Below are 25,341 nucleotides of genomic sequence, written 5' to 3'. Positions count from 1 at the left end.
TCCCTCGTTAGAACGGCGTGATGTAGTTAAAAAACCGCTGCAACCAACCTTGTTGTTGCGCTTGGTTTATATACCCATCGCCAATGTATTCAAGGCGGGCATCAGCCACCGCACTTGATAGCACGCTATTTTGTCCATTGATGCTGCGCGGATTCACCACACCAGAAAAGCGTATATATTCAGTGCCTTGATTAATCGCGATTTGCTTTTCACCGCGAACGCGTAAATTGCCGTTCGGTAAAACATGCATCACTTGCACGGTGATAATGCCGGAGAACTGATTCGAGGCACTGCTAGCGCCAGAGCCGGCAAAATCATTTGCGCTACCGATGTTAAAGCCGTACTCCGCGAGTTGCTCCAGTGCATCTGGTAAGCCTTCTAAATCCATACCGATATTGCTTGCCCGAGACGATTGCGACGAGGCATTTTTAGTTGCGCTGACCTGCTCTTCAAGAACAATCGTAATAATGTCGCCTGAGCGACGCGGACGTTGGTCTTCAAACAGTGGAATATAACCATTTCGAGCCTGGTAAATCGCGCCGTTAGGCTCGGCTTCGGCATTCTTTGGAATCACCACAGGGGCATAGGGCTCAACCACGACTGGCTCTGGCGGCGCGCTACTACACCCCACCATAAACAAACCACCAACTAGAATAAATACCGCGCGCATCACCAAACTACCTCGCTAATTTACAACTGGCTTAAGCGCGCCAGCATCTCGTCACTACTCGAAATCGCTCGGCTATTAATTTCGTAAGCGCGTTGGGTTTGAATCATATTGACCATTTCTTCCACTACGTTCACGTTAGAAGCCTCAACGAAACCTTGAAATAACGTACCGGCGCCATTCATACCTGGAAGTGATTCGGTGGGTGCGCCTGACGCTTGGGTTTCAACGTACAAATTACCACCACGCGCTTCCAGGCCTGCATCATTCATAAACATCGCCAAAGTAATTTGGCCCACTTGCATATTCTGGGTGTTGCCTGGTTGAGTCACGGTGACGATACCGTCTTGACCAATGGTCACACTCATCGCGTTAGCTGGAAGAAAAATAGCTGGCTCTAGAGGAAAACCATTCGCCGTCACCATTTGTCCATCTTGGTTGACTTGAAAGCTACCGTCACGGGTGTACGCAATAGAGCCATCTGGCATCAACACTTGAAAATAGCCTTTACCGCTAATCGCCAAATCACGCGAGTTTTCAGTATTATTTAAGCTACCTTGGGTGTGTAAACGCTCAGTTGCCACAGCGCGCACCCCAGTACCGACCTGCAAACCAGAAGGTAAGCTATCTTGGGCGTTATTCATGGCACCCGGCTGACGCATGTTTTGATACAGCAAGTCTTCAAAAACAGCGCGCGAACGTTTAAAGCCCGACGTATTCACGTTAGCCAAGTTATTGGTGATGACGTCCAACTGTTGTTGTTGTGCCGTCAAACCTGTTTTAGCTGTCCATAACGATTTAATCATGTCTTATCTCCACTTAACTCGGTGCTTAGCCTCGCACCGATAGCAAGCTATTCGCCTGTTGCGCTGATTCATCGGCTGTCGTAATCACACTCATATTGAGGTCATAACGACGCTGGGTATCAATCATCGCCACCATGGCTTCGATGGTATTCACGTTGCTCCCCTCAAGGGCGCCAGACACCAGTTGTGCATTTTCGTCACGTTGCAACGCGGCACCGACCGGAGTTCGAAACCAACCATCGTCGCTGCGTTGAAGCTGATTCGGCTGGTCAACACGAACTAGTTTAATGCGGTCAAGCGGAACCAACTCATTCGCATTACCGCCCATACCGATACCGCTAACCGTACCGTCGTTACCGATTGAAACTTGCGTGCCCAATGGCAATAAAATCGGGCCACCGTCACCTAATACCGGCATGCCGTTAACCATGAGTTGCCCGTCGGCATCAATCTGCAAATCACCACGTTTGGTATAGGCCTCACCAGCAGGCGTTTGCACCGCTAACCAGTTGGCTTGATCAAGCGCCACATCCAAATCACGTTCGGTTGTTTGAATCGCACCAGCTGACGTATCAAACAAACCAGTGGCGGTCACTGCCGCCACCCGCGTGTCCAATACACCAGCACCATTCACTGGTACCGCTCGAGCTGCCGCAAGTTGCGCTCGAAAACCCGTGGTTGATGCGTTACTCAAGTTATGGGTCACCACCGATTGTTCATCGAGTGTTTGGCGTGCCCCATTCATCGCCGTGTATAAAATGGCATCCATCGCTAAAGCCTCTTTCGTTAGCTACCTAAGCTAGCTTTAATTATTTCAACTGCATGGTGGTTTGTAGTGCTTCATCCTGCGATTTAATACTTTGCGCGTTCGCTTGATAGTTACGCTGCGCAATAATCATGGCCACCAACTCTTGGGTTAAATCGACGTTTGATGCTTCAACGGCGCCAGCCATAATGGAGCCAAATTGGCCTTCACTTGGGACTGATAAAATTGGCACACCGGAGTTTTTCGACTCAATCCATGCGTTATTACCGACTGACTTCAAACCTTCAAGGCTCTGGAAGTTTGCCAAAGCGATAGTGCCGAGAGTTACTTGTTGTTCGTTCGAGTAGGTGCCAATGATGCTGCCATCTTCAGCAACCGCAACCTGCATCAAGGTGCCTGACATGTAGCCGTTTTGCTCCATGGAGGTCAGCTCAAACTCGTTCGCGAACTGTGTGGTACCGGTTACGTCCATCGCAATCGACATGTTTGCTGCGCCGTCACCAGGTACAAATGTGAAACCATCCATATTGGTGGTGCCGACCAACAAACCATTGCTGTCAAAATCAATCTGACCAACTTCTGGCGCAAGCTCACCGCCGCGAGACATGCGTACTTCCCACTGATTGTCAGCGGTTTTCGTGAAATACATCATGCTCGGGTGTGCATTTCCGAGTGAATCGTACAGCGTTACTGAGTTTGCATAGGAGTAACTATCAGGATTCGCTTGATCGAAAGGTACCGTCGCGCGGTCAATAAGTGGCACGCTAGTATCTAAGTTAAATACCGACTTCAACTCAGTGGATGCCTGCGCTGGAATGCCACCCGGTGGCACGCGCAACACTTCAGGTTGGCCGCCAAACTCAACGCCTTGTGGGTAACCGGTGAGTTGTGCACCTTGCGCATTCACAATAAAACCGGTTTTATCGATGGTTAATTGACCATTGCGAGAATATTCAATCTGGCCTTGATTTTCGAACCGGAAAAATCCTTTACCGCTGATGGCCAAATCCATATTACGGTTCGTGGTTTCAATGTTACCGTCGCTAAAATCTTGAAAGACACCGGCAACGCGCACACCTAAACCAACCTGAGCATTGGCATAAATGTCTGAGAATTGCGCACGCGCGCTTTTAAAGCCGACTACCTGCGAGTTAGCAACGTTGTTACTAATTACATCAAGATTGGTTGCCGCTGCACGTAAACCTGATAATGCTTGTGAAAAACCCATGGTCGAGCTCCTTAAATAATTTGCCGAATGTCTTCAAGACGAACGGGTTCTAAAATGCCGCCCAAATCTAAGCGAGGACCGCTTTCTGTCATACTTACTGCGATAACTTGTGCATAGTTGAAGCGCTCTGAGGTGACTTGTTCATCACCATTGGTTGCTTCAACGGTAAAGTTGTAGGCACCAGCTGGTGCGGCTGTGCCATCGTCCATTTTGCCGTCCCACGTGAACGATTGCGGACCCGAGCCAACGTTACCTAAATCCATACGACGAACCAGCATGCCACTGGCGTTGAAAATATTAACTTTGACACTTTCAGCAGGCACATTGAGTTCAAGGCCAAATGGTGTCGCGCCAACTTCACCTTCGCCGCCGACTAAAATGCGATCACCCGGCACGAGCACGGCGCGACCTATCAAGGCCGACGCTTGCATGGTTTTTGCGGCTTCCATTTGGCCGTTGATGGTTTGCATGGTGTCGTTGAGCGACTCAATGCCGCTCACGGTATTGATTTGCGCCAACTGCGAGGTCATTTCGTTGTTTTCCATTGGGTTCAATGGATCTTGATTGCGCAACTGGGTCACTAATAAGGTCATGAAGTTATCGCGCATTTCTTGGCTATTCGAAGCAACTTGCCCGTTACCGCCGGGTTGGTTAATCCGATTCAATACATTTGCATCAATCGTACTCATTGCTCTCTCCTTAGCCTTTACCGATGGTTAGTGTGCGCATCAACAGGTCTTTGCTGGTGTTCATCACTTCCACGTTGGCTTGATACGACCGCGATGCAGAAATCATATTGACCATTTCCGCAACAGGATCGACATTCGGCATGGTCACATAGCCTTGCTCATCGGCAAGAGGGTGACCCGGTTGGTACTCGCGACGCGCCGGCGCTTCTGACTCCACAACGTCTTTAACCTTTACACCACCAACACCGTTGGCCTGCAGTTGCTGCTCAAAAATTACCTGCTTGGCTTTATAAGGTTGTCCATCTGGTCCCGCCACACTATTAGCGTTCGCCATGTTGCTGGCGGCCACATTCATGCGTTGCGATTGCGCGGTAAGCGCTGAGCCGGAGATATCTAAAATAGAAAAGATCGCCATAATGTTGCTTCCTTATTGTTCCGGTTGCATGGCTTTACGCAGGCCACTGATGCGATCATCTAAAAACTGAATATCAGCTTGATAGCGCAGCGAGTTATCTAAAAATTGAGCGCGCTCCATATCCATATCCACGGTGTTACCATCTAAGCGACTCTGCGCTGGCACCCGATATTTCATGTCAACGGTACTGGTACTGGTTGATAATGGGAGGTGGCCTGCATGCGTTGTCGCCAATTTAACCGCGCCCTGTTGATGCGCGGTTGCACGCTTTAGCTCTTGCGTAAAATCGAAATCTCTCGCTTTAAAGTTCGGCGTATCCGCATTGGCGATATTGCCGGCCAAAGTTTCTTGTCGTTGTTGTCGTAACGCCAACGTTTGTTGCTGAAATTGCAACGCACTGGTTAACTTATCGATCATGTTGCAGACCCTCCTGTTCACGTTGCAGAGTACTGCGACTTGTGTAAAGGCAAAGCAACGAATAAGCGCTTTTTTTACCCCCAATTCTGCCGATTCCAACTTGTAGAACTGTCTATAATTCGAGCTGTTGTTGAGAGTGACGATACGGAGCTGCAATGCAAAATAAGGCGCCAATCAGAAGCTGGCTGCTGCTTACGTTCACCCTTATACTGTGGGGCACACCCGCGGTAGCGGTCAGTGTTTCTGATACACAAAAAGTGCCTGGTCACGCAGCCATTGCGAAACTGATCGCAGACCATCTACCCGCGACAACAACGAACCACCGCTTCGACATCATTACGCCATTAGCTGTATTAAGCTCGCTGGAAACTTGCACCTCCATTGATGCTCACTTTACGCGCCAACCACAGCGCTTAGCTGGGCGCACTATGGTTGAGTTGCGCTGCACAGACTTAGCGCAACCAACGTCTCACTATGTCCAAATTAATGTCATCGCCACTGGAGAGTATTTGGTCGCTTCACGCGATTTAGCGGCGAATCACACACTGCAACGCACTGATATTTCGATTCAACAAGGCGATTTAAGCCAGTTACCGCGCCACGCACTATTAGCAACGCCCAACGCAATAGCACAGGCGCTTGGACAACAATTACGGCGGTCGTTAACGCAACATAGCGTGCTACAGGCCAATCTGTTATCGCGTCCCAACGTCGTGAATTTTGGTGATGAATTGCTGATTGAGGCAAGTGGTAGCGGATTTCAAATAACGCGAACAGGCGAGGCCATGGATACTGGAGCGATTGGTGATATAATTCGCGTTCGATTAAATAACAAACAATTGTTGCGAGTGGAAATCACCGCAGCCGGTCGCGCACGACCAGCGCAGTAACTGTTAAAACTGTGCAAATAATCTTAAAGAAATTAGCGTTGGTGCCGATAACTTAACTAGCAACGCCAATAATAGCGAGGGATTTCCCGTGAAAATCAATGGTTATCAACCACCTAACAGCGTCACTCAATCAGACTCTAGTCGCTCACAAGCAGCGCAGAAAACTGATAAAGCCAACGCTGGTGAAGCCAAACAAGCGGAAGTGGTGACGCATTTAAGTCAGCTCCCGCAAGATGCGTCACAAGACGTCAACATGGCTCGTGTTGAAGAGTTACGCGAAGCCATTCGTGACGGCAAATTGAACATGAATACGGACAATATTGCCGAAGCGTTATTAAAAAGCCTGACGGATGGTATTTAAGCAGTTATGAGTTTACACCAACATTTAACCGATCAAGTTGAACGCTTAGAGCAACTGCAAACGTTGCTAGAACAAGAGCAACGCCTGCTTGGTGATGGTCAAATTGATGGTGAAAAACTGCAATCAATCGCTGTACAGAAACACACAATTCAGCAAGCAATTGAGGCGAGCGAAACTAAACGCCATACCGCGCAACAAAAGCTCGGTTTTAGTGATGATGCGGCGGGTGCCCGACTGGCAGCAGAACAGGCCGGTTGTAGCGATATTTGGCAACAATTATTAGAACGTACGCAACGTATTGCACAACTCAACGGCCTAAATGGCGAACTCATCCAACATCGCTTACACCACAACCAGCAAATGCTAAATATTCTGCGCGATGCCGCGGGCACTGGCAGTGCGGCCATGTATGGCGCCGACGGTAGTCAAGGCGCCACACCGCAGCGCCTTAATTCCAAAGCTTAATTTTTTGCTTTAGCTGCGTCGCTAAATAATCCATCCAAAATTGCCGCTAAGCGCTCAGCACCTTGTTGCATCCGTTGTTCAAGAACCGGCTCCCACTGTGCTGTGTAATCCTCACCGAGCTCTTGTCCTTCACGATAATTTGAATAGATCCGGCGCGTAATGGCAGCTGATTCATTTGCCCACTTTAAGGTTTGTTCCGGTGTCACCGACAACGCGGCTTCAACCGATAGACCATCAATCAGCTGCTTGGCTTTCGCTGACGTATCTTCGCCGCCACGACGAAGTAGCATGTCGGTATCCCATAACCGATGCAAATTTGTTGGTTGATCAAAATAGGTTAATCGTGCGCGGTTACCACCTAAATCATCCGCAAAACTCACGTGCATTGGTTGATGCAAGTCACCAATGAAATGTGCCAAAAATGCCAACGCTTGCCAATCATCATGGTTATGTTTGAGAACATTGTAGTGATGCTGAATGGCGCTCAGTACACAACCGCCTTGTACTGGGCAATCTTGCTCGGTTACTTTGGCTGCAGAACGCGAAAAATTCACATAATGGTGCGGCTTCGCCCAGTCCCATGTTTTATCGCTTTTAATATCATCGGCCCAACTGCAAAAACTGCCAAAACCACTATAACTTGGGTGTTGTGCAACCAGTCTGTCGATCTGTTGTTGGGTTTGAGGTTGCGCGAGTTCATACGCCGCCTGACAGAACGCGCTATGGCCGTGCTTGCCATAAGCGGTCGCAGTGTTTGATACCGCCACGATGATTATTGCCACGGCGGCGACACCTAAAAATTTGAAGTACATCATACGTTGTCCGCTTCCTTAATTTTCAAAACTAACCTGTAGGAGCTTTCCCTCAGCGCTGTCCGTGAGCACCAAAATACGCCCTGACGGCGCGACATAAACCGCTCGCAAACGAGCATTCAGCTCTTGCAAATAGTCACCTTCTAACTGCCACTGATCATCAATAAGACGCAGCCGCTGTAACCTTTTGCCGGCCAAGTGTGCGACCAATAAGTCGCCTTGATACAACGCCAGCCCAGCCGGCGCTAATGATGGCGTCCATTGATATAACGGGGCCTTAACGCCAGGTAGTTGACTAAAAGGCGATACTTTTGCGCCGGTGTAGTCAATTCCAAACGTAGCAATTGGCCAACCATAATTCCCGCCCTTTACAATTTTATTTAATTCATCGCCGCCTTTGGGCCCATGTTCATGTTGCCAGATCGAATCGCGTGCTTGGTCATAGATCAGACCTTGCACATTGCGGTGACCGTAGCTAAAGATTTCTGGTGCTTGCGAATGGAAAAATGGATTATCTGCTGGCGCTTTACCATTGCGTGTAATGCGAACAATTTTGCCTAAATGATTATCCAGATTTTGTGCTTGCTCACGATAAACAAAGCCATCGCCAAGCGCGACCAACAGCGTGTTATCGGCCAGCCAAGTCATGCGCGCGCCGTAATGGGCGGCGCCTTCCTTTTTCGGTAACGCCGTAAAGATGTTCTGGCTATTAGTGACAATGTATGGAGGCTGTGCACTGAGTTTTGTACGCACAACACAGGTATTATTGGCGTCTTCGGTGCCGCATGAATAGCTAATAACGAGTTCGCGTGAGGTTACAAAATCTGGTGTCAACAACACTTCAAACAAACCCGCCTGAGCCGTCGCATAAAGATCTGGCAGGTCTAATTTGATGACTTGCTTATCACCACTGTCGCTCGCATACAGCAACTGCCCCGAGCGCTCTGTCACCAAAAACCCGCCCTCTGGAAGCTCAGCGACCGACCATGGATAGTTTAACTTATCAGCTATCACCTCTGTGCGAACGGTTGCTGCTTGCGCAGAAACCGCACTCAAAACAAACAATGATATTGCCAAAATGAGCTGTTTCATGCAGGTAACTCCTCAGCAAGTTCACGCGGCTGAGGATGCCAGAGCCTATCGAAAATCCATCCGCCAAAGGCTCCCGTCGAACTCATCAGTAAAAACCCTACCAGCGTCCGGTTCGCAGCAATTAGCGTTGGCATCGGTGCAAGGCTATCGACCACCCAAAATGTGCAAGCAAGGCCAAGGCCGCCACCAATAATGAACCAGCCACGCTCAAACTGCGGACGCCACAGACTCAGTCCACGCGCGACGATAAAAGCAACGAGCAGGGTTGGTGTAAGCATCAGCGCAAACACTGGCCCGAAGTGAAGCAAATCGTGAATGATGGTATCCATGCGCATAGCCATATCAACATCGACCGTAAGCGCAGTAATTTCGGCGAGATTAAATTGGGTTTGAATAACGGTGCCGACTAATGCGGCACCAACAACAGCAGATAAAAAAGCAACGAACATGCGCACCATGGCATGCCTCCTGACTTAGAAGCGAACTTCCAGCCACTCGTCTTGTTGCCGGAAGGTTACACTTTGAATAGGGCCTAGACCTTCAACATTAACTAAATTTTGCTGACTTGGCCAAAGATCATGCAAGGCTTTGTGTTTAATCCGCAAACCTTTTAAACCATCAACAATCGGCGTTTCTTGATAAATCCAAAAGTTATTGCCATCGACTTCGTAGCCCACTGCTTTTAATGAGAGCGGTTCGCCGTTCAACGTTTGCAATCCAAATCGTTCAAACACATACGAACTAAATTGCGCTTGTGTGCTATCGAGTTGATGAATATCGGCTTTTTTATCAAATAGCTGCTTAACAGCATGTTCTGCATCGTGCAGGAAGAATCGATGCAAGACCTCAATATTGCCCGTACGTTCATTGAACAATACCGTGGTACTCGCGGTATGAAGTTGATGAGCGCTTGCCGCGCTCATCATTCCAATCGTCACCACACTCAACAATGCAAACAACAATCGACGCATTGTTGATTACTCCTGATCTTCCGATTTCTCGTCTGACTTTTCTTCTTCTGATTTCAGTTTCGTTTTCGCATCTTGCATGATGTCGCGCGAAACATGGTCAGTTGAGCGCTGCCATTTGAAGGCTTCAATACGAGATTTCATGATACGACGTGGGTAATAGTTGTTCTCGATATCCACATCCGCAGTTTCCCAGTTTGGATCAACCGCAAACTCACGAACTTCTTTATCGGTAACAATCAATTTACTCACAGATTTCGCATTACGACGCCAAATTTCAGCAGGAATATACATGTCTTCTTTGCTGCCATCTGCATAAGTTACTTGAAGCAAGATTGGCATGACCAAACCGCCCACATTGTTGAAGTCTAAAACATAGTAGTTTTTGTCTTCAGCAATGGCGCGATCAAACACGCGACGCTCCCAAGGCTCAAGTTTATCTAAGAAGCTCTGGTACGCATTACGTTGTTTGTTCGTTACTGTGAAACGATCGTTTTCATCATGGAAATCGCGAATATCTGGATTCTTTTCAACCCAAGTTTTACGGCCTTCTGCTTCATTGCGCTGCACAAATAGTGACACCGGTTTATTCGCTTCTTCTTGACGACGACGTTCCCAATCGATATCAGGATTTTCGGTATCCAGTTGTAATTGATATACCTTGTCGAGGCTGATATCGACATGATCAGTGGAGTAGAACCACCCACGCCAGAACCAATCAAGATCAACGCCTGATGCTTCTTCCATGGTACGGAAAAAGTCAGCAGGGGTTGGTCGTTTAAACGCCCAACGCTGCGCATACTCTTTGAATGCATAATCAAATAATTCACGTCCTAGAATCACTTCACGCAAAATATTTAACGCTGCAGCAGGCTTGGTATAAGCGTTCGGGCCTAAATTTAGAACGCTGTCGGATTGCGTCATAATCGGCACTTGGTTCGTTGATTTCATATAATCAACAATTGAACGCGGCTCTACGCCCCATGGAATAGTTGGATCCCATTCACGGCCGGCAACACCATCAAGGAAGCTATTTAAGCCTTCATCCATCCACGTCCACTGACGCTCGTCTGAGTTCACCACCATCGGGAAGTAAATGTGACCAATTTCGTGAATTACCACGCCAATCAGGAAGCGCTTTTCAGATAACGAGTACGTACGACTACCGTCATCCTGCAAAATTGTGCGCGGCCCATTGAAGGTAATCATCGGATATTCCATACCACCCACAGGCCCATTGACCGATTGCGAGGTTGGATATGGGTAATCAAATGAAAAGCGTGAATAGACTTCCATTGTATGAATGACCGATGCAGTGGAATATTTTTCCCATAGCTCGCCACCTTCTTTTGGATAGAACGACATGGCCATAACCAACGGTTGGACATCACCACCTTGCTCGTAGCCCTGTGCATCCCAAATAAATTTACGCGATGAAGCCCATGCAAAGTCACGCACGTTTTGTGCTTCAAACTTCCACACTTTACGTTTATCTGAACCCGCCTTTTCATTTTCTAACGCTTCTTCTGGCGTCACAATGAATACTGGCTTGTCAGCATCTTTTGCGTCTTCTAAACGCTCACGCTGCGTTGGCGTTAATACCGCACGTTCGTTGGTAAGTACCCCTGTTGAGGCAACGATATGGTCCGCCGGCACATCAATTTCAACGCTGAAATTACCGAATTCTTGTGTAAATTCACCACTTCCTAAGAATTCTTTATTGGTCCATGCTTCATAATCAGTAAAGGCAGCAACACGCGGATACCACTGTGCTAACAAGAAAATATCGTTTCCACCTTCACGAGCATCATCAGGGAAGTGTTCATAACCAGAGCGCGCACCTACTGCGTCTTCTTCAACAATGTTGAAACCAAAATCAATCGCTAACTCGGTTTTTTGACCTGGCTTCAACGGGCTTGGTAGGTCAACACGCATATTCGTACCAACCACCACAAACTCCAAGCCACGACCGCGACCATCAGCGACTTTATTAATACTGAAACCTAATTCGTTATCGGCCATAAACTGCTGACGACGCAGTTGGTTCAAGGTAATCCGTGCGGGTTTATCAACGCCACCAAGGTTAACGTCTGGTTTGCTATTAAAAGTGGCAGTACGCTCAGCGATTGAATCGGAGCGGAAGATGTTTTGATCAAGCTGAATCCAGATATATTTCAGCGTGTATGGCGAATTATTGTGATACTGGATGGTTTCTTGCGCATCAATACGGCGTTTTTCTTCATCTAAGCGAACTTTAATCGTGTAATCCGCTTGTTGTTGCCAGTAACTCTCGCCAGGCTCACCAGCAGCACTACGATAGACGTTTGGAGTTGGCAACACTTCATCAAGTTGACGGAATTTGTCGACAAAAGTCCCTTTGGTTTGAGACACAGCCGACGCTTCAGCAATATTTATGAAAAACGAAGCGACAAGTCCTGTCGCAATCAGAATGAGCGATTTATTCATGTTAGTTCTCTTTTAGTTAGCGCGCGTGACGCTACTTTAGCAAGTTCCGATACATCGCTCCATTACATTGACGGACAAAAATCGGTAATTGGTCGCTTTCTTACCAATTTTAAACCTTGTCAGTCGAAGAAAAATAGTGCAACAATCTCCTTTACATTTAGTGTTTCCAAGCATAAATAACAGCGAAATCGAGGAATTTTTCCGTGAAACCCAGCGCTTACGTGCTTCTCTTTTTTCTCTGGATCGGCACATTTTACGCTTCAGAAATCATGGCTTTTGCGGAGTTCATCAGTCTTTGGTACATGCCAGCAGGTATATCGATTGCCGCCTTTTTAATATTTGGAAAACGCGCGTTTATTCCGATTTTCTTAGCCGTCTTTTTCCTTTCATTTAGATTTACTGAGCAACTACAGCAAGGCCTTGATCCGGCACACCTTGCAGCCGCAATATTGTTTGCTCTCGCTCATACCGTTCCCTATGGGTTAGGCGGGTTAGCGGCACGATATTGGTTGAGTCATTTCATCCAGCATGGGCTACCGATTCGAATTATCGGATTACTCGTGATTTACGCCGTATCTGCGTTATGTGCCGCGATAGCTGGCTTATTCGTTTGGGAATTCACCACCGAAACATACGACAACATAATAGAAGAAGGCTGGTTTGCATGGTGGCTTGGCGATCTTGTTGGCGTGATGGTTATCGCACCGCTCATGTGCTTAATTCTGCCTAAATTTACAAACACCAGATTGGCATGGCTAGAAGAGTTCTACGCTCACGACCGTAAATTAAGCGCTAATCTAAAGCCATTTTTATTCAAACTCTGTGTCGCTGCAGCCGCTGTCATTGGCATTCTCCTGCTTGATAGCCAACTCACGCATCCAGGCATCGCCTATTTCGTGTTCTTTGTTACCATACCTCAATTGTGGATTGTGCTTACCGAACGAACGTCGTTTGCGACAACAAGTCTGGTTGTCATTACCGTCATCATGGCTTTTGGCGTGGGCTTATTTAATGTAACCGATCAAGCAATCACCTACCAATTTGCACTCTATATGACAGCCGCAATTTCGTATTTCGCGGTTGCCGTGCCCGCACTGATTCAACGTAATATTCAGTTGCAAGAAATGAGCATGGTGGATCTACTCACGAATCTGCCGACAAAATGGCTGTTTAAAACCTTAGTGAACCAAGTCGTTAAATCATCGCGACCAAATCAAAATCACAGTATTGCGATGTACAATCTCGACCACTTCAAAAAAATTAATGACGACTACGGTGAAGCGATTGGCGATCAAGTGCTGATAGATTCCGCACAGATCATGAAAAACGAATTACGTGACAGTGAGATTCTCTGTCGTTGTGAGCAAGATATCTTTGTTGTCTTTATGCCGAATCTCGATATCGATGCCGCAACCAAGCGCGCCAACGAACTTCGGCATAAATTACCTGTCCTTCATATAGATGATTTAATTTTACCAATACGTGGCAGCTTTGGTGTTGCCCAAGTACAATTTGGTGAAGCAATTGAAGAAACCGTAGAGCGCGCCACGCGAGCCTTACAACAAGCAAAACAAGAGGGTCGCAACAAAGTCGTGGCCATCAGTTAAGAGAGCCATTTATGCAAAACATTGATATCCTTGTTGCTACCACGTCTGGTAATACAGAATACCTTGCTGACCAACTGTCAAACCAACTAAAAGAAGCCGGGTTTAGCACCGCCTTGCACTACGAACCAGATTATTCTGAATTAGTCGAAGGTTTAACCGAGCAATCAGTTTGGCTTTGCTGTGTCGCCAGTCATGGTGCCGGTGAATATGCCGATTCCATGCTCGATTTTGCGGAAGAACTCCACCAGCACAAACCCCAATTAAACGAGCTTCGCTACGGCGTTATAGCAGTTGGCGATAGCTGTTACGATACCTTCTGTGCTGCCGGTCGCGATTGTGATGCCATGCTTGCGATTCTGGGTGCAAAACGTCTGATCAGCCATCTTGAAATTGACATGTCACAAGATGATCCGGACGAAAATTCATCAACATGGCTACAATCTTTTATTCAATCTATGTGAATAATCCTTGTATAAGATCGGTTTAACTCTGTTTATACCCACTGAATAACTCTGTGAATAACTTACCTTGTGGATAACACTACTAGTTATCCACTGTTTGATCACCGGAAGGATCATGATCAAATCACATCTTTGATGATCGTTGTGATCCTTAACACATAACGCCTTGATGCAGTTATCCACACAATTTCTGATCCTAAGAATAAGAGTAATAAAAGATCAAAAAAAAAGATCTTAATTAATTGATTAGATCCTTAGGCTTTTCACGACTAGAATTTAACCGTTTTGATCTTGCTTAAATCAGGTTAAAATAGCCGGCTACGTTTTACATTCATGCAGATTAAATTCTAGGATCGCTCAGTATGCCAAACACCTCTTCTTACCATCAGCATTACGACGTTATTGTCATTGGTGGTGGACACGCAGGCACAGAAGCAGCTCTCGCTTCAGCTCGTATGGGCTGTGCAACGCTGTTACTGACGCACAACATTGACACTTTAGGTCAAATGTCGTGTAACCCAGCTATTGGTGGAATCGGTAAAGGCCATTTAGTGAAAGAAATTGATGCGCTTGGTGGTGCTATGGCACATGCAGCTGATTTAGCTGGCATTCAGTTTCGTACGCTGAATTCATCCAAAGGCCCTGCTGTACGCGCAACTCGAGCACAAGCTGATCGTGCACTTTACAAAGCAGCCATTCGTCACATGTTGGAGAATCAACCAAATTTAAGCTTGTTCCAGCAAGCTTGTGACGATCTGATCGTTGAAAACGATCGCGTTGTTGGTGTGGTCACCCAAATGGGCTTAAAGTTCTCTGCGAAAACAGTTGTTTTAACAGTAGGCACGTTCTTAGGCGGTCAAATTCATATTGGTTTAAATAATTATCAAGGTGGTCGAGCTGGCGATCCTCCAGCAAATAATCTAGCGAAACGATTACGCGAACTACCGTTGCGCGTTGATCGGTTAAAAACCGGTACACCACCGCGTATTGATGCAAAAACCGTTGATTTCAGCGTCATGCAAGAACAACCAGGTGATACGCCAACTCCAGTATTTTCGTTTATGGGATCACAAGCGGATCATCCGCAGCAAATTTCCTGTTACATCACGCACACCAATTTACGCACCCATGAAATTATTCATGGAGGCTTAGACCGTTCACCAATGTACTCTGGCGTTATTGAAGGTGTTGGACCACGATACTGCCCATCGATTGAAGATAAAGTGATGCGCTTTAGCGATAAAGATGCGCACCAAATTTTCGTTGAACCTGAAGGCCTCAATACCAATGAGCTGTATCCAAATGGTATTTCGACCAGTTTGCCTTTTGATGTTCAGGTTGCGTTAGTACGGTCAATAAAAGGCTTTGAAAACGCCCATATCACACGTCCTGGTTACGCCATTGAATATGATTACTTTGATCCACGTGATTTAAAACAAACACTTGAAACGAAGCACATTCATGGTTTGTTCTTTGCCGGCCAAATTAACGGTACAACAGGCTATGAAGAAGCTGGTGCGCAAGGGCTTGTTGCCGGTACCAATGCCGCACTGCAAGTACAAGACAAAGATGGTTGGGCGCCGCGCCGCGATCAATCGTATATGGGTGTTTTAATCGATGATCTCAGTACACTCGGCACCAAAGAACCGTACCGTATGTTCACCTCGCGTGCTGAATATCGTTTGTTATTGCGCGAAGATAATGCCGATATGCGCTTAACGGAAACCGGCCGTCAGCTTGGCTTAGTTGATGATACGCGTTGGGCGGCATTCAATGCCAAAATGGAAGCGATTGAACAAGAACAGCAGCGCTTGCGCACCACATGGATCCACAAAGATCATCCAGCAGTTGCTGAAGTAAACGCTCTAGTTAAAACACAAATTACTCGTGAAGTGAATGGTGAAGAGTTATTGCGCCGTCCGGAAATCACGTACGCTGATCTGATGAAAATTGAGAGTATTGGCCCTGGTTTAAGTGATGAAAAAGCGGCTGAGCAGGTCGAAATTCAAACCAAGTACGCAGGCTATATTGCGCGTCAGCAAGACGAAATTGCGAAGCAACAGCGCCATGAAAACACGCAGCTGCCACATAACTTTGACTATGCAACCATCAAAGGCTTGTCCAACGAGGTGGTGGCGAAACTGAATCAACATCAACCTGAAACAGTAGGCAAAGCATCGCGTATTTCGGGTATTACGCCAGCGGCGATTTCAATGTTGCTCGTTCACCTTAAAAAACAAGGACTGTTGCGTAAAAGCGCTTAAATCATGCTGTCACAATTACAACAATTACTCGCAAAAACTGCGCTTGAGATAACCGATACGCAACAACAACAGCTGGTCAAACTGGTTGAATTACTGCATAAATGGAATAAAGCGTATAACTTAACGTCGGTTCGTGATCCGCGCCAAATGCTGAGCCGCCACATCATGGATAGCCTGGTTGTATTACCGCATTTGCAAGGACACCGATTTATCGATGTGGGCACTGGGCCTGGTTTACCTGGTTTACCGTTAGCCATTGCGGCACCAGATAAAGAATTTGTATTGCTCGATAGTTTGGGTAAACGCACTCGCTTTATTCGTCAGGTTTGTCACGAATTAAGCCTTAAGAATGTAACGGCTGTGCAAAGTCGCGTAGAAGATTATCAACCTGACCTAAAATTTGATGGGGTGATAAGTAGAGCGTTTGCCTCGCTTGATGATATGCTGAATTGGTGTGAACATTTGCCAAACGAACATGGTAAGTTTTATGCCTTAAAGGGCGTCTATCCAGCGGCTGAATTAGAGCATTTACCGCCGCAGTTTCATGTTGAAGATATTATTCGATTACAGGTTCCCGACGCCGATGGCGAACGTCATTTGGTCATAATAACAACGAGAGGTTAGTCCTGTGGGCAGAATTATTGCGATTGCCAACCAAAAAGGCGGCGTGGGCAAAACCACCACGGCGGTGAATTTAGCTGCATCAATGGCGGCAACACGTCGGAAAGTTTTACTCATTGATCTTGATCCGCAAGGCAACGCGACCATGGGTAGCGGCGTTGATAAATATGACGTTGAAAATACCGCGTACGAGTTATTGGTTGAGCAAAAGCCTGCGCAAGACGTCATCATTCGTGAAACCAACGGCAAGTATCACTTGATTGCTGCGAATAGCGACACCACAGCTGCCGATATTAAATTAATGGAAGAGTTTGCACGTGAACAGCGTTTAGCAAATGCGTTGAAGCCCGTTGTTGATCAATACGATTTTATTTTTATCGATTGCCCACCGTCGTTAAGCATGTTGACCGTTAACGCCATGGCTGCAGCCGATTCAGTATTGGTGCCCATGCAGTGCGAATATTTTGCGCTTGAAGGTTTAACGGCGCTGATGGATACGATTGAGCGTTTAGCCGAAGCGGTAAACCCACGCTTAACAATCGAGGGAATTCTGCGTACTATGTATGATCCGCGCAACCGACTTGCCAACGATGTATCAGAGCAGTTGAAAAACCATTTTGGCGAAAAAGTCTATCGCACGGTCATTCCACGCAATGTACGATTAGCAGAAGCCCCAAGTTTTGGCTCGCCTGCAATGTATTACGATAAATCGTCTGCTGGTGCGAAAGCCTACTTAGCACTTGCGGGTGAACTGATACGCCGTGCTGAACAACAAAAAAAGGCCGAAGCAGCGGCTGAAGCTTAAGGAAAAAACGCTTTATGTCTGCAAAAAAACGAGGACTTGGACGCGGTCTTGACGCGTTATTAACCACCAGCAAAACTGCTCGCGATAAAGAGCAACACGACAGTGTACCTGAAGTTGATTACACGAAAGGTGAACTGCAAAAGTTACCGATTGAGTGGTTGCAACCCGGAAAATACCAACCTCGTAAAGACATGACTCCTGAGGCGCTGGAAGATTTAGCTGCGTCGATTAAAGCGCAAGGCATTATTCAGCCGATAGTGGTGCGTGAAGTCGCTCATGAAAAGTATGAAATCATTGCTGGTGAGCGGCGCTGGCGTGCAGCGCAAATGGCGCGTCTGCAAGAAGTTCCGTGTTTAATTAAACCCGTGCCCGATGAAGCAGCAGTGGCGATCGCACTGATTGAGAATATTCAACGTGAAGATCTCAATGCGATGGAAGAAGCGACCGCACTTCAGCGCTTATTAACTGAATTCCAATTAACCCACCAAGAAGTTGCTGACGCCGTAGGGAAATCACGTGCAACGGTGACCAACTTGCTGCGTTTAAATAACTTGCAGCAAGAAACCAAAACCTTGCTCGAGCGTGGTGATATTGAACTGGGCCATGCGAAATTACTGCTTGCTCTTGAAGGTGAACCGCAAGCCGAAATCGCCCGTTTGATTGCAGCCAAAGGCATGACGGTACGCGAGGCTGAGAAAGTAGTTCGTTTGGCGCTTGAGCCAACGAAAGAGAAACCAGCAAAACCACAGCCTGACGCCGATATTCAGCGTCTTGAAAAACGTTTAAGTGAGCGCCTTGGTGCAGCGGTTGCGATTAATCATGGTCGCAAAGGAAAAGGCAAAGTTGTCATTAATTACAGTAGTTTAGATGAACTTGATGGCATACTTACTCACCTCCAATTAGAGCACGATAGCTAACCATCCCAATTTGTTTGCAATTCAACGCCAAATCTTTATACTATCGCGGGCTTTTAACCGAGGTTTTTAGCCCGTGAAACAGACTCTGACAGCAACCGGAAAACAGCTTGCAGCGAAGTTAATTCGCGCCCAAGTCGGCACTATATTTTTGCTGGCCTGTGTGTTTTCCCTCGTACAACCGATTGCTGGATATACATATTTTTGGGGTGTTGTTGGCGGCGGATTAGCCGTGATTATTCCAACAGCACTATTTGCGTGGCGCGCTTTTTCACAAGGCGGCGCCCGTGCGGCGAAACAAATCGTCAGTAACTTTTTTGCTGGCGAAGCTTTGAAAATTAGCTTCGCTGTGGTCTTGCTTGTAGGCCTGCTGGTGTTCACCACGCTCCCGCTAAGTGCGGTTTTGAGCGGTTACATCGCAGCCCTGAGTGTGCAATGGCTAGCACCAATTTTATTTTTAAAATCAACTTAAAATTGTGGGAAACAACATGGCTGCAGAAGAGTTAACGCTCCAAAGCCATATCCAGCACCACTTAACTAACGCCAAAATGTGCTCTACCGAAAACGGTATTGCCTTCAACAAAGCGTGTAGTGAAGCCGGTTTCTGGACATGGCACATTGATACCCTCGCTTGGTCAATTGGACTCGGTATCCTGTTCTTAATGATCTTCCGCTCAGCGGCGAAAAAAGCACATACCGGCGTGCCGGGTAAAATGCAGTGCTTTATCGAAATGATCATTGAATTGGTCGCTACCAACGTTCGTGATACGTTCCATGGCAAGAGCAAACTCATTGCTCCACTCGCTTTGACCATTTTCGTCTGGGTTTTCTTAATGAACCTGATGGATTTGATCCCTGTTGACTTCCTACCTGCATTTGCTGGTTGGGTTGGCGCAACATTCTTCGGTATGGACTCACATGATGTCTATATGAAGATTGTACCAACAACCGATTTGAACATGACTGCAGGTTTGGCTATCGGCGTATTCTTATTAATGATTGGCTATTCAATCCGCATTAAAGGCGTGATGGGCTTCATTAAAGAATTAACGTTACATCCGTTTAGCGCAAGCAACCCGGTTGTTCAGGCTCTGTTAATTCCGTTTAACTTGTTGCTTGAGCTTATCGCATTAGTTGCTAAGCCGTTCTCATTGGCATTGCGTCTATTTGGTAACTTGTACGCTGGTGAGATGATCTTCATCTTGATTGGTGCCATTGGCCTATTCCAGTTGCCATTGCACTTTGTATGGGCGGTATTCCACATTTTGGTTATCGTGCTGCAAGCGTTCGTATTTATGATGCTGACCATTGTTTACTTAAGCATGGCCAGCTCAGAAAGCCATTAATTTTTGTTTTTATTTAGTTTTACTTTTTAACATTAACCTTTGAAATATTGGAGAAAACAATGGAACTAGCATTAGGTCTTAAATATATCGCTGTAGCTTTATTGATCGGTTTCGGTGCTATCGGTACTGGTCTTGGCTTCGGTAACATGGGTGGCAAATTCTTGGAAGCGTGTGCACGTCAGCCAGAATTAGCACCTTCACTGCAAGTTAAAATGTTCATCCTAGCTGGTCTTATCGATGCCGTGGCTATGATCGGTGTTGGTATCGCCATGTTCTTATTGTTCGCTGCTTAATAAGCCATTCAACTTTCGAACGATAGAACTTATAGGAGGGGGGGTTAATGAATATAAACATGACCCTGATCGGAGAATTAATCGCGTTCATCGTCTTCGTACTGTTTTGTATGAAGTTCGTATGGCCTCCGCTAAATAATGCGATTGAAGCTCGTCAGAAGAAAATTGCTGATGGTCTTGCAGCCGGCGAACGTGCCGAAAAAGACTTAGAGCTTGCTCAGGCAAAGATTGCTGACGAACTGAAAGAAGCGAAAGCACAAGCTGCCGAAATCATTGCACAAGCGAAGAAACGCGCTGAGCAAACGGTTGAAGAAGGCAAACAACGTGGTGAGACTGAGCGCGAAGCAATTATCGCAGCTGGTCACGCTGAAGTTGAAGCGGAACGCAATCGCTTACGCGAAGAATTGCGCAAGCAAGTAGCTGTATTAGCTGTTGCGGGTGCAAGCAAAATCATCGAGCGTGAAATTGATAAAGACGCTCACAGTGACATCGTTGAAAAACTGGTCGCTGAACTCTAACCAAAGGGGTTTGTGCAAATGTCAGAATTGACTACGGTTGCTCGCCCCTATGCAAAAGCAGCTTTTGATTTTGCAGTAGAGAACGGCGCTATCGAAAAATGGCACGAAATGTTGGCCTTTGCTGCTGCGGTAGCGAATGATGCCACCATGGCTACGTTTTTGAGCAGCGCCGAAACGCTAGAAAAGAAAGTTGAAGTTTTCATCAACGTATGTGGTGAGCAACTGGACGAGAAAGCCCAGAATTTTGTTCGCGTTATGGCCGAAAATGGTCGTTTGAAAGCTTTATCTGCTGTGGTTGCGTTGTTCGCTGAACTACGCGCCGACTACGAAAAGGAAATCGCTGTAGAGGTAACTTCAGCGGTTAAATTAACGAAGAAACAGCAGGACAATCTAGCGAAAACGTTAGAACAACGTTTTTCACGCAAAGTTAAGCTGAATTGCACTGTCGATGCAGCAATTGTCAGTGGCTTATACATTAAAGCTGGTGACACGGTAATCGACGGCACGGTGCGCGGCAAGTTAGATCGACTTGCACACGCACTGCAATCCTAATTGGGGACTTGAGCATGCAACTGAATTCAAATGAAATCGCAGAGCTGATCAAAAAACGAATTGAACAGTTCGAAGTGGTCAGTGAAGCTCGTAACGAAGGTACCATCGTATCTGTAACCGACGGTATTATTCGCATTCACGGCCTTGCAGACTGTATGCAAGGTGAGATGGTTGAGCTTCCTGGCAATCGTTATGCAATCGCATTGAACCTTGAGCGCGACACCGTTGGTGCCGTTGTTATGGGTCCATATGCTGATTTGCAAGAAGGCGTAAAAGTTAAGTCTACCGGCCGTATCTTAGAAGTTCCGGTTGGTCGTGCCTTGTTAGGCCGCGTGGTAAACACCTTGGGTGAGCCAATTGACGGTAAAGGTCCGATTGAAGCAGACGGCTTTGAGCCAGTAGAAAAAATCGCACCAGGTGTTATCGAGCGTCAATCTGTTGATCAACCAGTACAAACTGGTTACAAATCAATCGACGCGATGATTCCAGTAGGTCGTGGTCAGCGTGAGTTGATCATCGGTGACCGTCAAACCGGTAAAACGGCTTTGGCAATCGATGCCATCATCAACCAGAAAAACTCAGGCATTAAGTGTGTTTACGTGGCAATTGGTCAGAAAGCATCGACCATCGCCAACGTGGTACGCAAGCTTGAAGAGCACGGCGCATTGGAAAACACCATTGTTGTTGCAGCATCTGCTTCTGAATCAGCAGCGTTGCAATACTTGGCAGCCTACTCAGGTTGTACCATGGGTGAATACTTCCGTGACCGCGGTGAAGACGCATTGATCGTATACGATGACTTGTCGAAGCAAGCAGTTGCTTATCGTCAAATCTCATTGTTGCTTCGTCGTCCGCCGGGTCGTGAAGCATACCCAGGTGACGTATTCTATCTTCACTCACGTCTACTTGAGCGTGCAGCACGTGTAAATGCTGACTACGTTGAAAAGTACACCAACGGTGAAGTGAAAGGTCAAACCGGTTCATTAACAGCGCTTCCGATTATCGAAACCCAAGCGGGTGACGTATCAGCGTTCGTACCAACCAACGTGATTTCAATCACCGACGGTCAGATCTTCTTAGAAACTGACTTGTTCAACGCTGGTATCCGTCCAGCAGTTAACGCGGGTATCTCGGTATCGCGTGTTGGTGGTGCAGCACAGACCAAGATCATTAAGAAATTGGGTGGTGGTATCCGTTTGGCATTGGCACAGTATCGTGAATTGGCAGCGTTTGCTCAGTTCGCTTCAGACTTAGACGAAGCAACACGCGCGCAGCTTGAGCACGGTCAACGTGTTACTGAACTGATGAAACAGAACCAATATAAGCCAATGAGCGTGGCTGAAATGGCAGTGTCTATCTTCTCTGCAGAAAAGGGTTACCTTAAAGACGTAGAGAAAGACAAAATCCTCGACTTCGAAGGTGCGTTAATTGCGTACATGCGTAGCGAGCACGCTGAACTAATGGCTGATATTGATAAAACTGGCAACTATAACGACGACATCGAAGCGAAGCTGCACGAAGGTTTGAAAGCCTTCAAGAAAACGCAGTCTTGGTAAGCGGAGCGTGGCTACACAGTGTGTGGCCACAAGTCGTTGAGTTAACAGGAGAATATCATGGCCGGCGGTAAAGAGATAAAAACCAAGATCGGGAGTATTAACAATACTCAGAAGATCACCAGTGCAATGGAGATGGTTGCCGCGTCTAAAATGAAAAAGGCGCAGGAACGTATGGCTTCAAGCCGTCCGTATGCGGACAGCATTCGCAAGGTGATCGGCCATGTTGCCCATGCCAACTTAGAATATAAGCATCCGTACTTAGAAGAGCGTGATGTGAAACGAGTTGGTTACATTGTGATTTCAACTGACCGCGGTTTGTGCGGCGGCTTAAACACCAACGAATTTAAAGCGGTGGTGAAGCATGCTCAAGCACAGAAAGAAAGCGGCGTCGAAGTTGATTTCGCAGCGATTGGTAACAAGGCTACGGGTTTCTTTAAACGCTTTGGAGGCCGTTTACTGGCGCAAAAATCAGGTCTTGGTGATAAACCAAGCGTGAATGATGTGCTCGGGACTGTACAGGTAATGTTAGATGCCTTTGATGAAGGCAAAATCGACCGCCTGTTTGTGGTGTATAACAAGTTTGTGAACACCATGAAGCAAGAACCAACGATAGCGCAATTGCTACCGTTGCCAAAAGCTGAGTCTCGTGACGAAGTTCAATCAGGTAGCTGGGACTACTTGTATGAGCCGAATCCACAGCCAATTTTAGAATTACTGATTCGTCGTTACGTTGAAGCGACAGTATATCAGGGCGTAGTGGACAACATCGCTAGTGAACAGGCAGCGCGGATGGTGGCAATGAAAGCCGCTACCGACAACGCCGAAGACCTCATCGATCAGTTGCAATTGGTGTACAACAAAGCGCGCCAAGCAGCGATCACGCAGGAAATTTCGGAAATTGTATCGGGCGCCGAAGCGGTTTAAGGCGAAGCTTGCAAGAATTTTAGAGTTAGAGGAAATGTCATGAGTCAAGGTAAGGTCGTGCAAATTATTGGCGCGGTTGTGGATATCGAATTTCCACAAACAGACGTGCCAAAGGTATACGACGCGCTGCAGGTGACCGACGGTGACCTCAAGGGTCTGACCCTGGAAGTTCAGCAGCAGTTAGGCGGTGGTATTGTGCGTGGTATCGCACTAGGTACTACCGACGGTCTGCGTCGTGGAATTACCGTTCAAAACACCGGCGAGCCAATCATGGTACCAGTGGGTAAACAAACCCTCGGTCGTATCATGAACGTATTGGGCGAGCCAATTGATGAAGCGGGCGATATCGGTGAAGAAGAGCGTATGTCTATTCACCGTGCTGCACCGTCGTACGAAGAGCAGTCAAGTGCAACTGAACTGTTAGAGACCGGTATCAAGGTAATCGACTTGATTTGTCCGTTCGCTAAGGGTGGTAAAGTTGGTCTGTTCGGTGGTGCGGGTGTAGGTAAAACCGTAAACATGATGGAGCTTATCCGTAACATCGCTATCGAGCACAGCGGCTACTCAGTATTCGCTGGTGTTGGTGAGCGTACGCGTGAGGGTAATGACTTCTATCACGAAATGAAAGATTCAAACGTACTCGACAAAGTAGCATTGGTCTACGGTCAGATGAACGAGCCTCCAGGTAACCGTTTGCGCGTTGCGTTAACCGGTTTGACCATGGCAGAGAAGTTCCGTGACGAAGGTCGTGACGTTCTGTTCTTCGTGGATAACATCTACCGTTATACCCTAGCCGGTACTGAGGTATCAGCATTGTTAGGTCGTATGCCGTCTGCGGTAGGTTATCAGCCAACTCTTGCAGAAGAGATGGGTGTACTACAAGAACGTATTACTTCAACCAAAACTGGTTCAATCACGTCAATCCAGGCCGTATACGTACCTGCGGATGACTTGACCGACCCGTCACCAGCAACCACGTTCGCTCACTTGGATGCGACCGTTGTATTGTCACGTGACATCGCGTCTTTGGGTATCTACCCTGCGGTTGACCCGTTGGATTCAACTTCACGTCAGTTGGACCCGTTGGTTATCGGTAAAGAGCACTACGACACTGCGCGTGGCGTTCAGTCAGTATTGCAGCGTTACAAAGAGCTGAAAGATATCATCGCAATCTTGGGTATGGACGAATTGTCTGAAGAAGACAAAATGACCGTAGCTCGTGCGCGTAAAATTCAGCGTTTCCTGTCACAGCCGTTCTTCGTTGCTGAAGTATTCACCGGCTCACCAGGTAAATATGTATCGTTGAAAGATACCATCGCTGGCTTTAAAGGCATCTTAAACGGTGACTACGACGACCTGCCAGAACAAGCGTTCTACATGGTTGGTAGCATCGAAGAAGCGGTCGAAAAAGCCAAGAAAATGTAATAAACCGGGAGGT

Annotated in this window: 29 protein-coding genes; 17 read left to right on the top strand and 12 right to left on the bottom strand. The window is 47.1% G+C overall.

Annotated features, from left to right (window positions below):
- Positions 1-7 precede the first annotated feature (7 nt).
- The 7 genes from CWI82_RS00385 to flgB are packed head-to-tail and all read right to left on the bottom strand — an operon-like array spanning position 8 to position 4,988.
- Entirely contained in the window at positions 8-670 is a 663-nt protein-coding gene (locus tag CWI82_RS00385; RefSeq protein WP_130202284.1) for a flagellar basal body L-ring protein FlgH, read from the bottom strand.
- Between the two features lie 20 nt (positions 671-690).
- A complete protein-coding gene (flgG, locus tag CWI82_RS00380) occupies positions 691-1,473 on the bottom strand; it encodes a flagellar basal-body rod protein FlgG (protein ID WP_092858094.1) in 783 nt (260 codons plus the stop codon).
- A 25-nt stretch (positions 1,474-1,498) separates the two neighbouring features.
- Positions 1,499-2,242, bottom strand: coding sequence for a flagellar basal body rod protein FlgF (locus CWI82_RS00375; RefSeq protein WP_092858096.1), 744 nt, complete (start codon positions 2,240-2,242; stop codon positions 1,499-1,501).
- A gap of 40 nt (positions 2,243-2,282) precedes the next feature.
- Positions 2,283-3,467, bottom strand: a complete 1,185-nt coding sequence (gene flgE, locus CWI82_RS00370) for a flagellar hook protein FlgE (RefSeq protein ID WP_092858098.1) — start codon at positions 3,465-3,467, stop codon at positions 2,283-2,285.
- A gap of 11 nt (positions 3,468-3,478) precedes the next feature.
- Complete coding sequence (locus CWI82_RS00365) at positions 3,479-4,156, bottom strand: flagellar hook assembly protein FlgD (protein ID WP_092858100.1); 678 nt, start codon at positions 4,154-4,156, stop codon at positions 3,479-3,481.
- A 10-nt stretch (positions 4,157-4,166) separates the two neighbouring features.
- Positions 4,167-4,571 (bottom strand): flagellar basal body rod protein FlgC, encoded by a 405-nt coding sequence (gene flgC, locus CWI82_RS00360; RefSeq protein WP_092858103.1) that lies wholly within the window; start codon positions 4,569-4,571, stop codon positions 4,167-4,169.
- Between the two features lie 12 nt (positions 4,572-4,583).
- Entirely contained in the window at positions 4,584-4,988 is a 405-nt protein-coding gene (gene flgB / locus CWI82_RS00355) for a flagellar basal body rod protein FlgB (RefSeq protein ID WP_130202283.1), read from the bottom strand.
- 155 nt (positions 4,989-5,143) lie between these two features.
- On the opposite strand from flgB, the gene flgA reads away from it, so the two are divergent.
- From flgA to CWI82_RS00340, 3 genes are all read left to right on the top strand, one after another.
- Positions 5,144-5,878, top strand: coding sequence for a flagellar basal body P-ring formation chaperone FlgA (gene flgA, locus CWI82_RS00350; protein WP_130202282.1), 735 nt, complete (start codon positions 5,144-5,146; stop codon positions 5,876-5,878).
- Between the two features lie 88 nt (positions 5,879-5,966).
- On the top strand, positions 5,967-6,239 hold the full coding sequence (flgM, locus tag CWI82_RS00345; protein ID WP_165383854.1) for a flagellar biosynthesis anti-sigma factor FlgM: 273 nt from the start codon (positions 5,967-5,969) through the stop codon (positions 6,237-6,239).
- Between the two features lie 6 nt (positions 6,240-6,245).
- Positions 6,246-6,704 carry a flagella synthesis protein FlgN gene (locus tag CWI82_RS00340; RefSeq protein ID WP_130202281.1) on the top strand — a complete coding sequence of 153 codons (459 nt, stop codon included), beginning with the start codon at positions 6,246-6,248 and terminating at the stop codon, positions 6,702-6,704.
- On the opposite strand, the gene CWI82_RS00335 is transcribed toward CWI82_RS00340, so the two are convergent.
- The 5 genes from CWI82_RS00335 to CWI82_RS00315 are packed head-to-tail and all read right to left on the bottom strand — an operon-like array spanning position 6,701 to position 12,042.
- Positions 6,701-7,519 (bottom strand): S1/P1 nuclease, encoded by an 819-nt coding sequence (locus CWI82_RS00335; RefSeq protein ID WP_130202280.1) that lies wholly within the window; start codon positions 7,517-7,519, stop codon positions 6,701-6,703. The genes CWI82_RS00340 and CWI82_RS00335 overlap by 4 nt on opposite strands.
- 15 nt (positions 7,520-7,534) lie before the next feature.
- Positions 7,535-8,608, bottom strand: coding sequence for a PQQ-dependent sugar dehydrogenase (locus CWI82_RS00330; RefSeq protein WP_130202279.1), 1,074 nt, complete (start codon positions 8,606-8,608; stop codon positions 7,535-7,537).
- Positions 8,605-9,066 carry a hypothetical protein gene (locus CWI82_RS00325; RefSeq protein ID WP_130202278.1) on the bottom strand — a complete coding sequence of 154 codons (462 nt, stop codon included), beginning with the start codon at positions 9,064-9,066 and terminating at the stop codon, positions 8,605-8,607. The genes CWI82_RS00330 and CWI82_RS00325 overlap by 4 nt, the downstream gene beginning before the upstream one ends.
- Before the next feature lie 15 nt (positions 9,067-9,081).
- A complete protein-coding gene (locus tag CWI82_RS00320) occupies positions 9,082-9,579 on the bottom strand; it encodes a DUF6702 family protein (RefSeq protein ID WP_233340162.1) in 498 nt (165 codons plus the stop codon).
- A 6-nt stretch (positions 9,580-9,585) separates the two neighbouring features.
- Complete coding sequence (locus CWI82_RS00315) at positions 9,586-12,042, bottom strand: M1 family metallopeptidase (protein WP_130202277.1); 2,457 nt, start codon at positions 12,040-12,042, stop codon at positions 9,586-9,588.
- A 203-nt stretch (positions 12,043-12,245) separates the two neighbouring features.
- Here CWI82_RS00315 and CWI82_RS00310 point away from each other — a divergent pair, with 203 nt between their 5' ends.
- From CWI82_RS00310 to atpD, 14 genes are all read left to right on the top strand, one after another.
- On the top strand, positions 12,246-13,649 hold the full coding sequence (locus CWI82_RS00310) for a sensor domain-containing diguanylate cyclase (protein WP_130202276.1): 1,404 nt from the start codon (positions 12,246-12,248) through the stop codon (positions 13,647-13,649).
- 11 nt (positions 13,650-13,660) lie between these two features.
- A complete protein-coding gene (locus CWI82_RS00305) occupies positions 13,661-14,110 on the top strand; it encodes a flavodoxin domain-containing protein (RefSeq protein ID WP_092858125.1) in 450 nt (149 codons plus the stop codon).
- Positions 14,111-14,472: 362 nt separating this feature from the next.
- Positions 14,473-16,374 (top strand): tRNA uridine-5-carboxymethylaminomethyl(34) synthesis enzyme MnmG, encoded by a 1,902-nt coding sequence (mnmG, locus tag CWI82_RS00300; RefSeq protein ID WP_130202275.1) that lies wholly within the window; start codon positions 14,473-14,475, stop codon positions 16,372-16,374.
- Positions 16,375-16,377: 3 nt separating this feature from the next.
- Entirely contained in the window at positions 16,378-16,998 is a 621-nt protein-coding gene (rsmG, locus tag CWI82_RS00295; protein ID WP_130202274.1) for a 16S rRNA (guanine(527)-N(7))-methyltransferase RsmG, read from the top strand.
- Between the two features lie 4 nt (positions 16,999-17,002).
- Entirely contained in the window at positions 17,003-17,800 is a 798-nt protein-coding gene (locus tag CWI82_RS00290; protein WP_092858131.1) for a ParA family protein, read from the top strand.
- A gap of 14 nt (positions 17,801-17,814) precedes the next feature.
- Positions 17,815-18,717, top strand: coding sequence for a ParB/RepB/Spo0J family partition protein (locus CWI82_RS00285; RefSeq protein WP_130202273.1), 903 nt, complete (start codon positions 17,815-17,817; stop codon positions 18,715-18,717).
- Between the two features lie 73 nt (positions 18,718-18,790).
- The gene (locus CWI82_RS00280) at positions 18,791-19,186 is read left to right on the top strand and encodes an ATP synthase subunit I (protein WP_130202272.1); all 396 of its coding nucleotides are present in this window, start codon (positions 18,791-18,793) and stop codon (positions 19,184-19,186) included.
- Positions 19,187-19,202: 16 nt separating this feature from the next.
- Positions 19,203-20,060 carry a F0F1 ATP synthase subunit A gene (atpB, locus tag CWI82_RS00275; RefSeq protein WP_092858137.1) on the top strand — a complete coding sequence of 286 codons (858 nt, stop codon included), beginning with the start codon at positions 19,203-19,205 and terminating at the stop codon, positions 20,058-20,060.
- Between the two features lie 59 nt (positions 20,061-20,119).
- Positions 20,120-20,353, top strand: coding sequence for a F0F1 ATP synthase subunit C (atpE, locus tag CWI82_RS00270; protein WP_055439916.1), 234 nt, complete (start codon positions 20,120-20,122; stop codon positions 20,351-20,353).
- A gap of 47 nt (positions 20,354-20,400) precedes the next feature.
- Positions 20,401-20,871, top strand: coding sequence for a F0F1 ATP synthase subunit B (atpF, locus tag CWI82_RS00265; RefSeq protein WP_092858139.1), 471 nt, complete (start codon positions 20,401-20,403; stop codon positions 20,869-20,871).
- A gap of 18 nt (positions 20,872-20,889) precedes the next feature.
- A complete protein-coding gene (atpH, locus tag CWI82_RS00260; protein WP_092858141.1) occupies positions 20,890-21,423 on the top strand; it encodes a F0F1 ATP synthase subunit delta in 534 nt (177 codons plus the stop codon).
- A 14-nt stretch (positions 21,424-21,437) separates the two neighbouring features.
- Positions 21,438-22,979 carry a F0F1 ATP synthase subunit alpha gene (gene atpA / locus CWI82_RS00255; RefSeq protein WP_130202271.1) on the top strand — a complete coding sequence of 514 codons (1,542 nt, stop codon included), beginning with the start codon at positions 21,438-21,440 and terminating at the stop codon, positions 22,977-22,979.
- Positions 22,980-23,036: 57 nt separating this feature from the next.
- Complete coding sequence (gene atpG / locus CWI82_RS00250; protein ID WP_092858145.1) at positions 23,037-23,903, top strand: F0F1 ATP synthase subunit gamma; 867 nt, start codon at positions 23,037-23,039, stop codon at positions 23,901-23,903.
- 39 nt (positions 23,904-23,942) lie between these two features.
- Complete coding sequence (gene atpD, locus CWI82_RS00245; RefSeq protein WP_055439921.1) at positions 23,943-25,328, top strand: F0F1 ATP synthase subunit beta; 1,386 nt, start codon at positions 23,943-23,945, stop codon at positions 25,326-25,328.
- Positions 25,329-25,341: the final 13 nt, after the last annotated feature.

The sequence above is a fragment of the Pseudidiomarina tainanensis genome, from assembly GCF_004214835.1.
Classification (GTDB): Bacteria; Pseudomonadota; Gammaproteobacteria; order Enterobacterales; family Alteromonadaceae; genus Pseudidiomarina; species Pseudidiomarina tainanensis.
The sequence above is the reverse complement of the archived record's forward strand: the minus strand, read 5'-3'. Positions and strand labels throughout refer to the sequence as shown.

What these genes read in the sequence shown, in the direction of transcription:
- CWI82_RS00385 (WP_130202284.1), bottom strand. Translation starts at nt 670, where the DNA reads ATGCGCGCGGTATTTATTCTAGTTGGTGGTTTGTTTATGGTGGGGTGT.
- flgG (WP_092858094.1), bottom strand. Translation starts at nt 1,473, where the DNA reads ATGATTAAATCGTTATGGACAGCTAAAACAGGTTTGACGGCACAACAA.
- CWI82_RS00375 (WP_092858096.1), bottom strand. Translation starts at nt 2,242, where the DNA reads ATGGATGCCATTTTATACACGGCGATGAATGGGGCACGCCAAACACTC.
- flgE (WP_092858098.1), bottom strand. Translation starts at nt 3,467, where the DNA reads ATGGGTTTTTCACAAGCATTATCAGGTTTACGTGCAGCGGCAACCAAT.
- CWI82_RS00365 (WP_092858100.1), bottom strand. Translation starts at nt 4,156, where the DNA reads ATGAGTACGATTGATGCAAATGTATTGAATCGGATTAACCAACCCGGC.
- flgC (WP_092858103.1), bottom strand. Translation starts at nt 4,571, where the DNA reads ATGGCGATCTTTTCTATTTTAGATATCTCCGGCTCAGCGCTTACCGCG.
- flgB (WP_130202283.1), bottom strand. Translation starts at nt 4,988, where the DNA reads ATGATCGATAAGTTAACCAGTGCGTTGCAATTTCAGCAACAAACGTTG.
- flgA (WP_130202282.1), top strand. Translation starts at nt 5,144, where the DNA reads ATGCAAAATAAGGCGCCAATCAGAAGCTGGCTGCTGCTTACGTTCACC.
- CWI82_RS00340 (WP_130202281.1), top strand. Translation starts at nt 6,246, where the DNA reads ATGAGTTTACACCAACATTTAACCGATCAAGTTGAACGCTTAGAGCAA.
- CWI82_RS00335 (WP_130202280.1), bottom strand. Translation starts at nt 7,519, where the DNA reads ATGATGTACTTCAAATTTTTAGGTGTCGCCGCCGTGGCAATAATCATC.
- CWI82_RS00330 (WP_130202279.1), bottom strand. Translation starts at nt 8,608, where the DNA reads ATGAAACAGCTCATTTTGGCAATATCATTGTTTGTTTTGAGTGCGGTT.
- CWI82_RS00325 (WP_130202278.1), bottom strand. Translation starts at nt 9,066, where the DNA reads ATGGTGCGCATGTTCGTTGCTTTTTTATCTGCTGTTGTTGGTGCCGCA.
- CWI82_RS00320 (WP_233340162.1), bottom strand. Translation starts at nt 9,579, where the DNA reads ATGCGTCGATTGTTGTTTGCATTGTTGAGTGTGGTGACGATTGGAATG.
- CWI82_RS00315 (WP_130202277.1), bottom strand. Translation starts at nt 12,042, where the DNA reads ATGAATAAATCGCTCATTCTGATTGCGACAGGACTTGTCGCTTCGTTT.
- CWI82_RS00305 (WP_092858125.1), top strand. Translation starts at nt 13,661, where the DNA reads ATGCAAAACATTGATATCCTTGTTGCTACCACGTCTGGTAATACAGAA.
- mnmG (WP_130202275.1), top strand. Translation starts at nt 14,473, where the DNA reads ATGCCAAACACCTCTTCTTACCATCAGCATTACGACGTTATTGTCATT.
- rsmG (WP_130202274.1), top strand. Translation starts at nt 16,378, where the DNA reads ATGCTGTCACAATTACAACAATTACTCGCAAAAACTGCGCTTGAGATA.
- CWI82_RS00285 (WP_130202273.1), top strand. Translation starts at nt 17,815, where the DNA reads ATGTCTGCAAAAAAACGAGGACTTGGACGCGGTCTTGACGCGTTATTA.
- atpB (WP_092858137.1), top strand. Translation starts at nt 19,203, where the DNA reads ATGGCTGCAGAAGAGTTAACGCTCCAAAGCCATATCCAGCACCACTTA.
- atpE (WP_055439916.1), top strand. Translation starts at nt 20,120, where the DNA reads ATGGAACTAGCATTAGGTCTTAAATATATCGCTGTAGCTTTATTGATC.
- atpF (WP_092858139.1), top strand. Translation starts at nt 20,401, where the DNA reads ATGAATATAAACATGACCCTGATCGGAGAATTAATCGCGTTCATCGTC.
- atpH (WP_092858141.1), top strand. Translation starts at nt 20,890, where the DNA reads ATGTCAGAATTGACTACGGTTGCTCGCCCCTATGCAAAAGCAGCTTTT.
- atpA (WP_130202271.1), top strand. Translation starts at nt 21,438, where the DNA reads ATGCAACTGAATTCAAATGAAATCGCAGAGCTGATCAAAAAACGAATT.
- atpG (WP_092858145.1), top strand. Translation starts at nt 23,037, where the DNA reads ATGGCCGGCGGTAAAGAGATAAAAACCAAGATCGGGAGTATTAACAAT.
- atpD (WP_055439921.1), top strand. Translation starts at nt 23,943, where the DNA reads ATGAGTCAAGGTAAGGTCGTGCAAATTATTGGCGCGGTTGTGGATATC.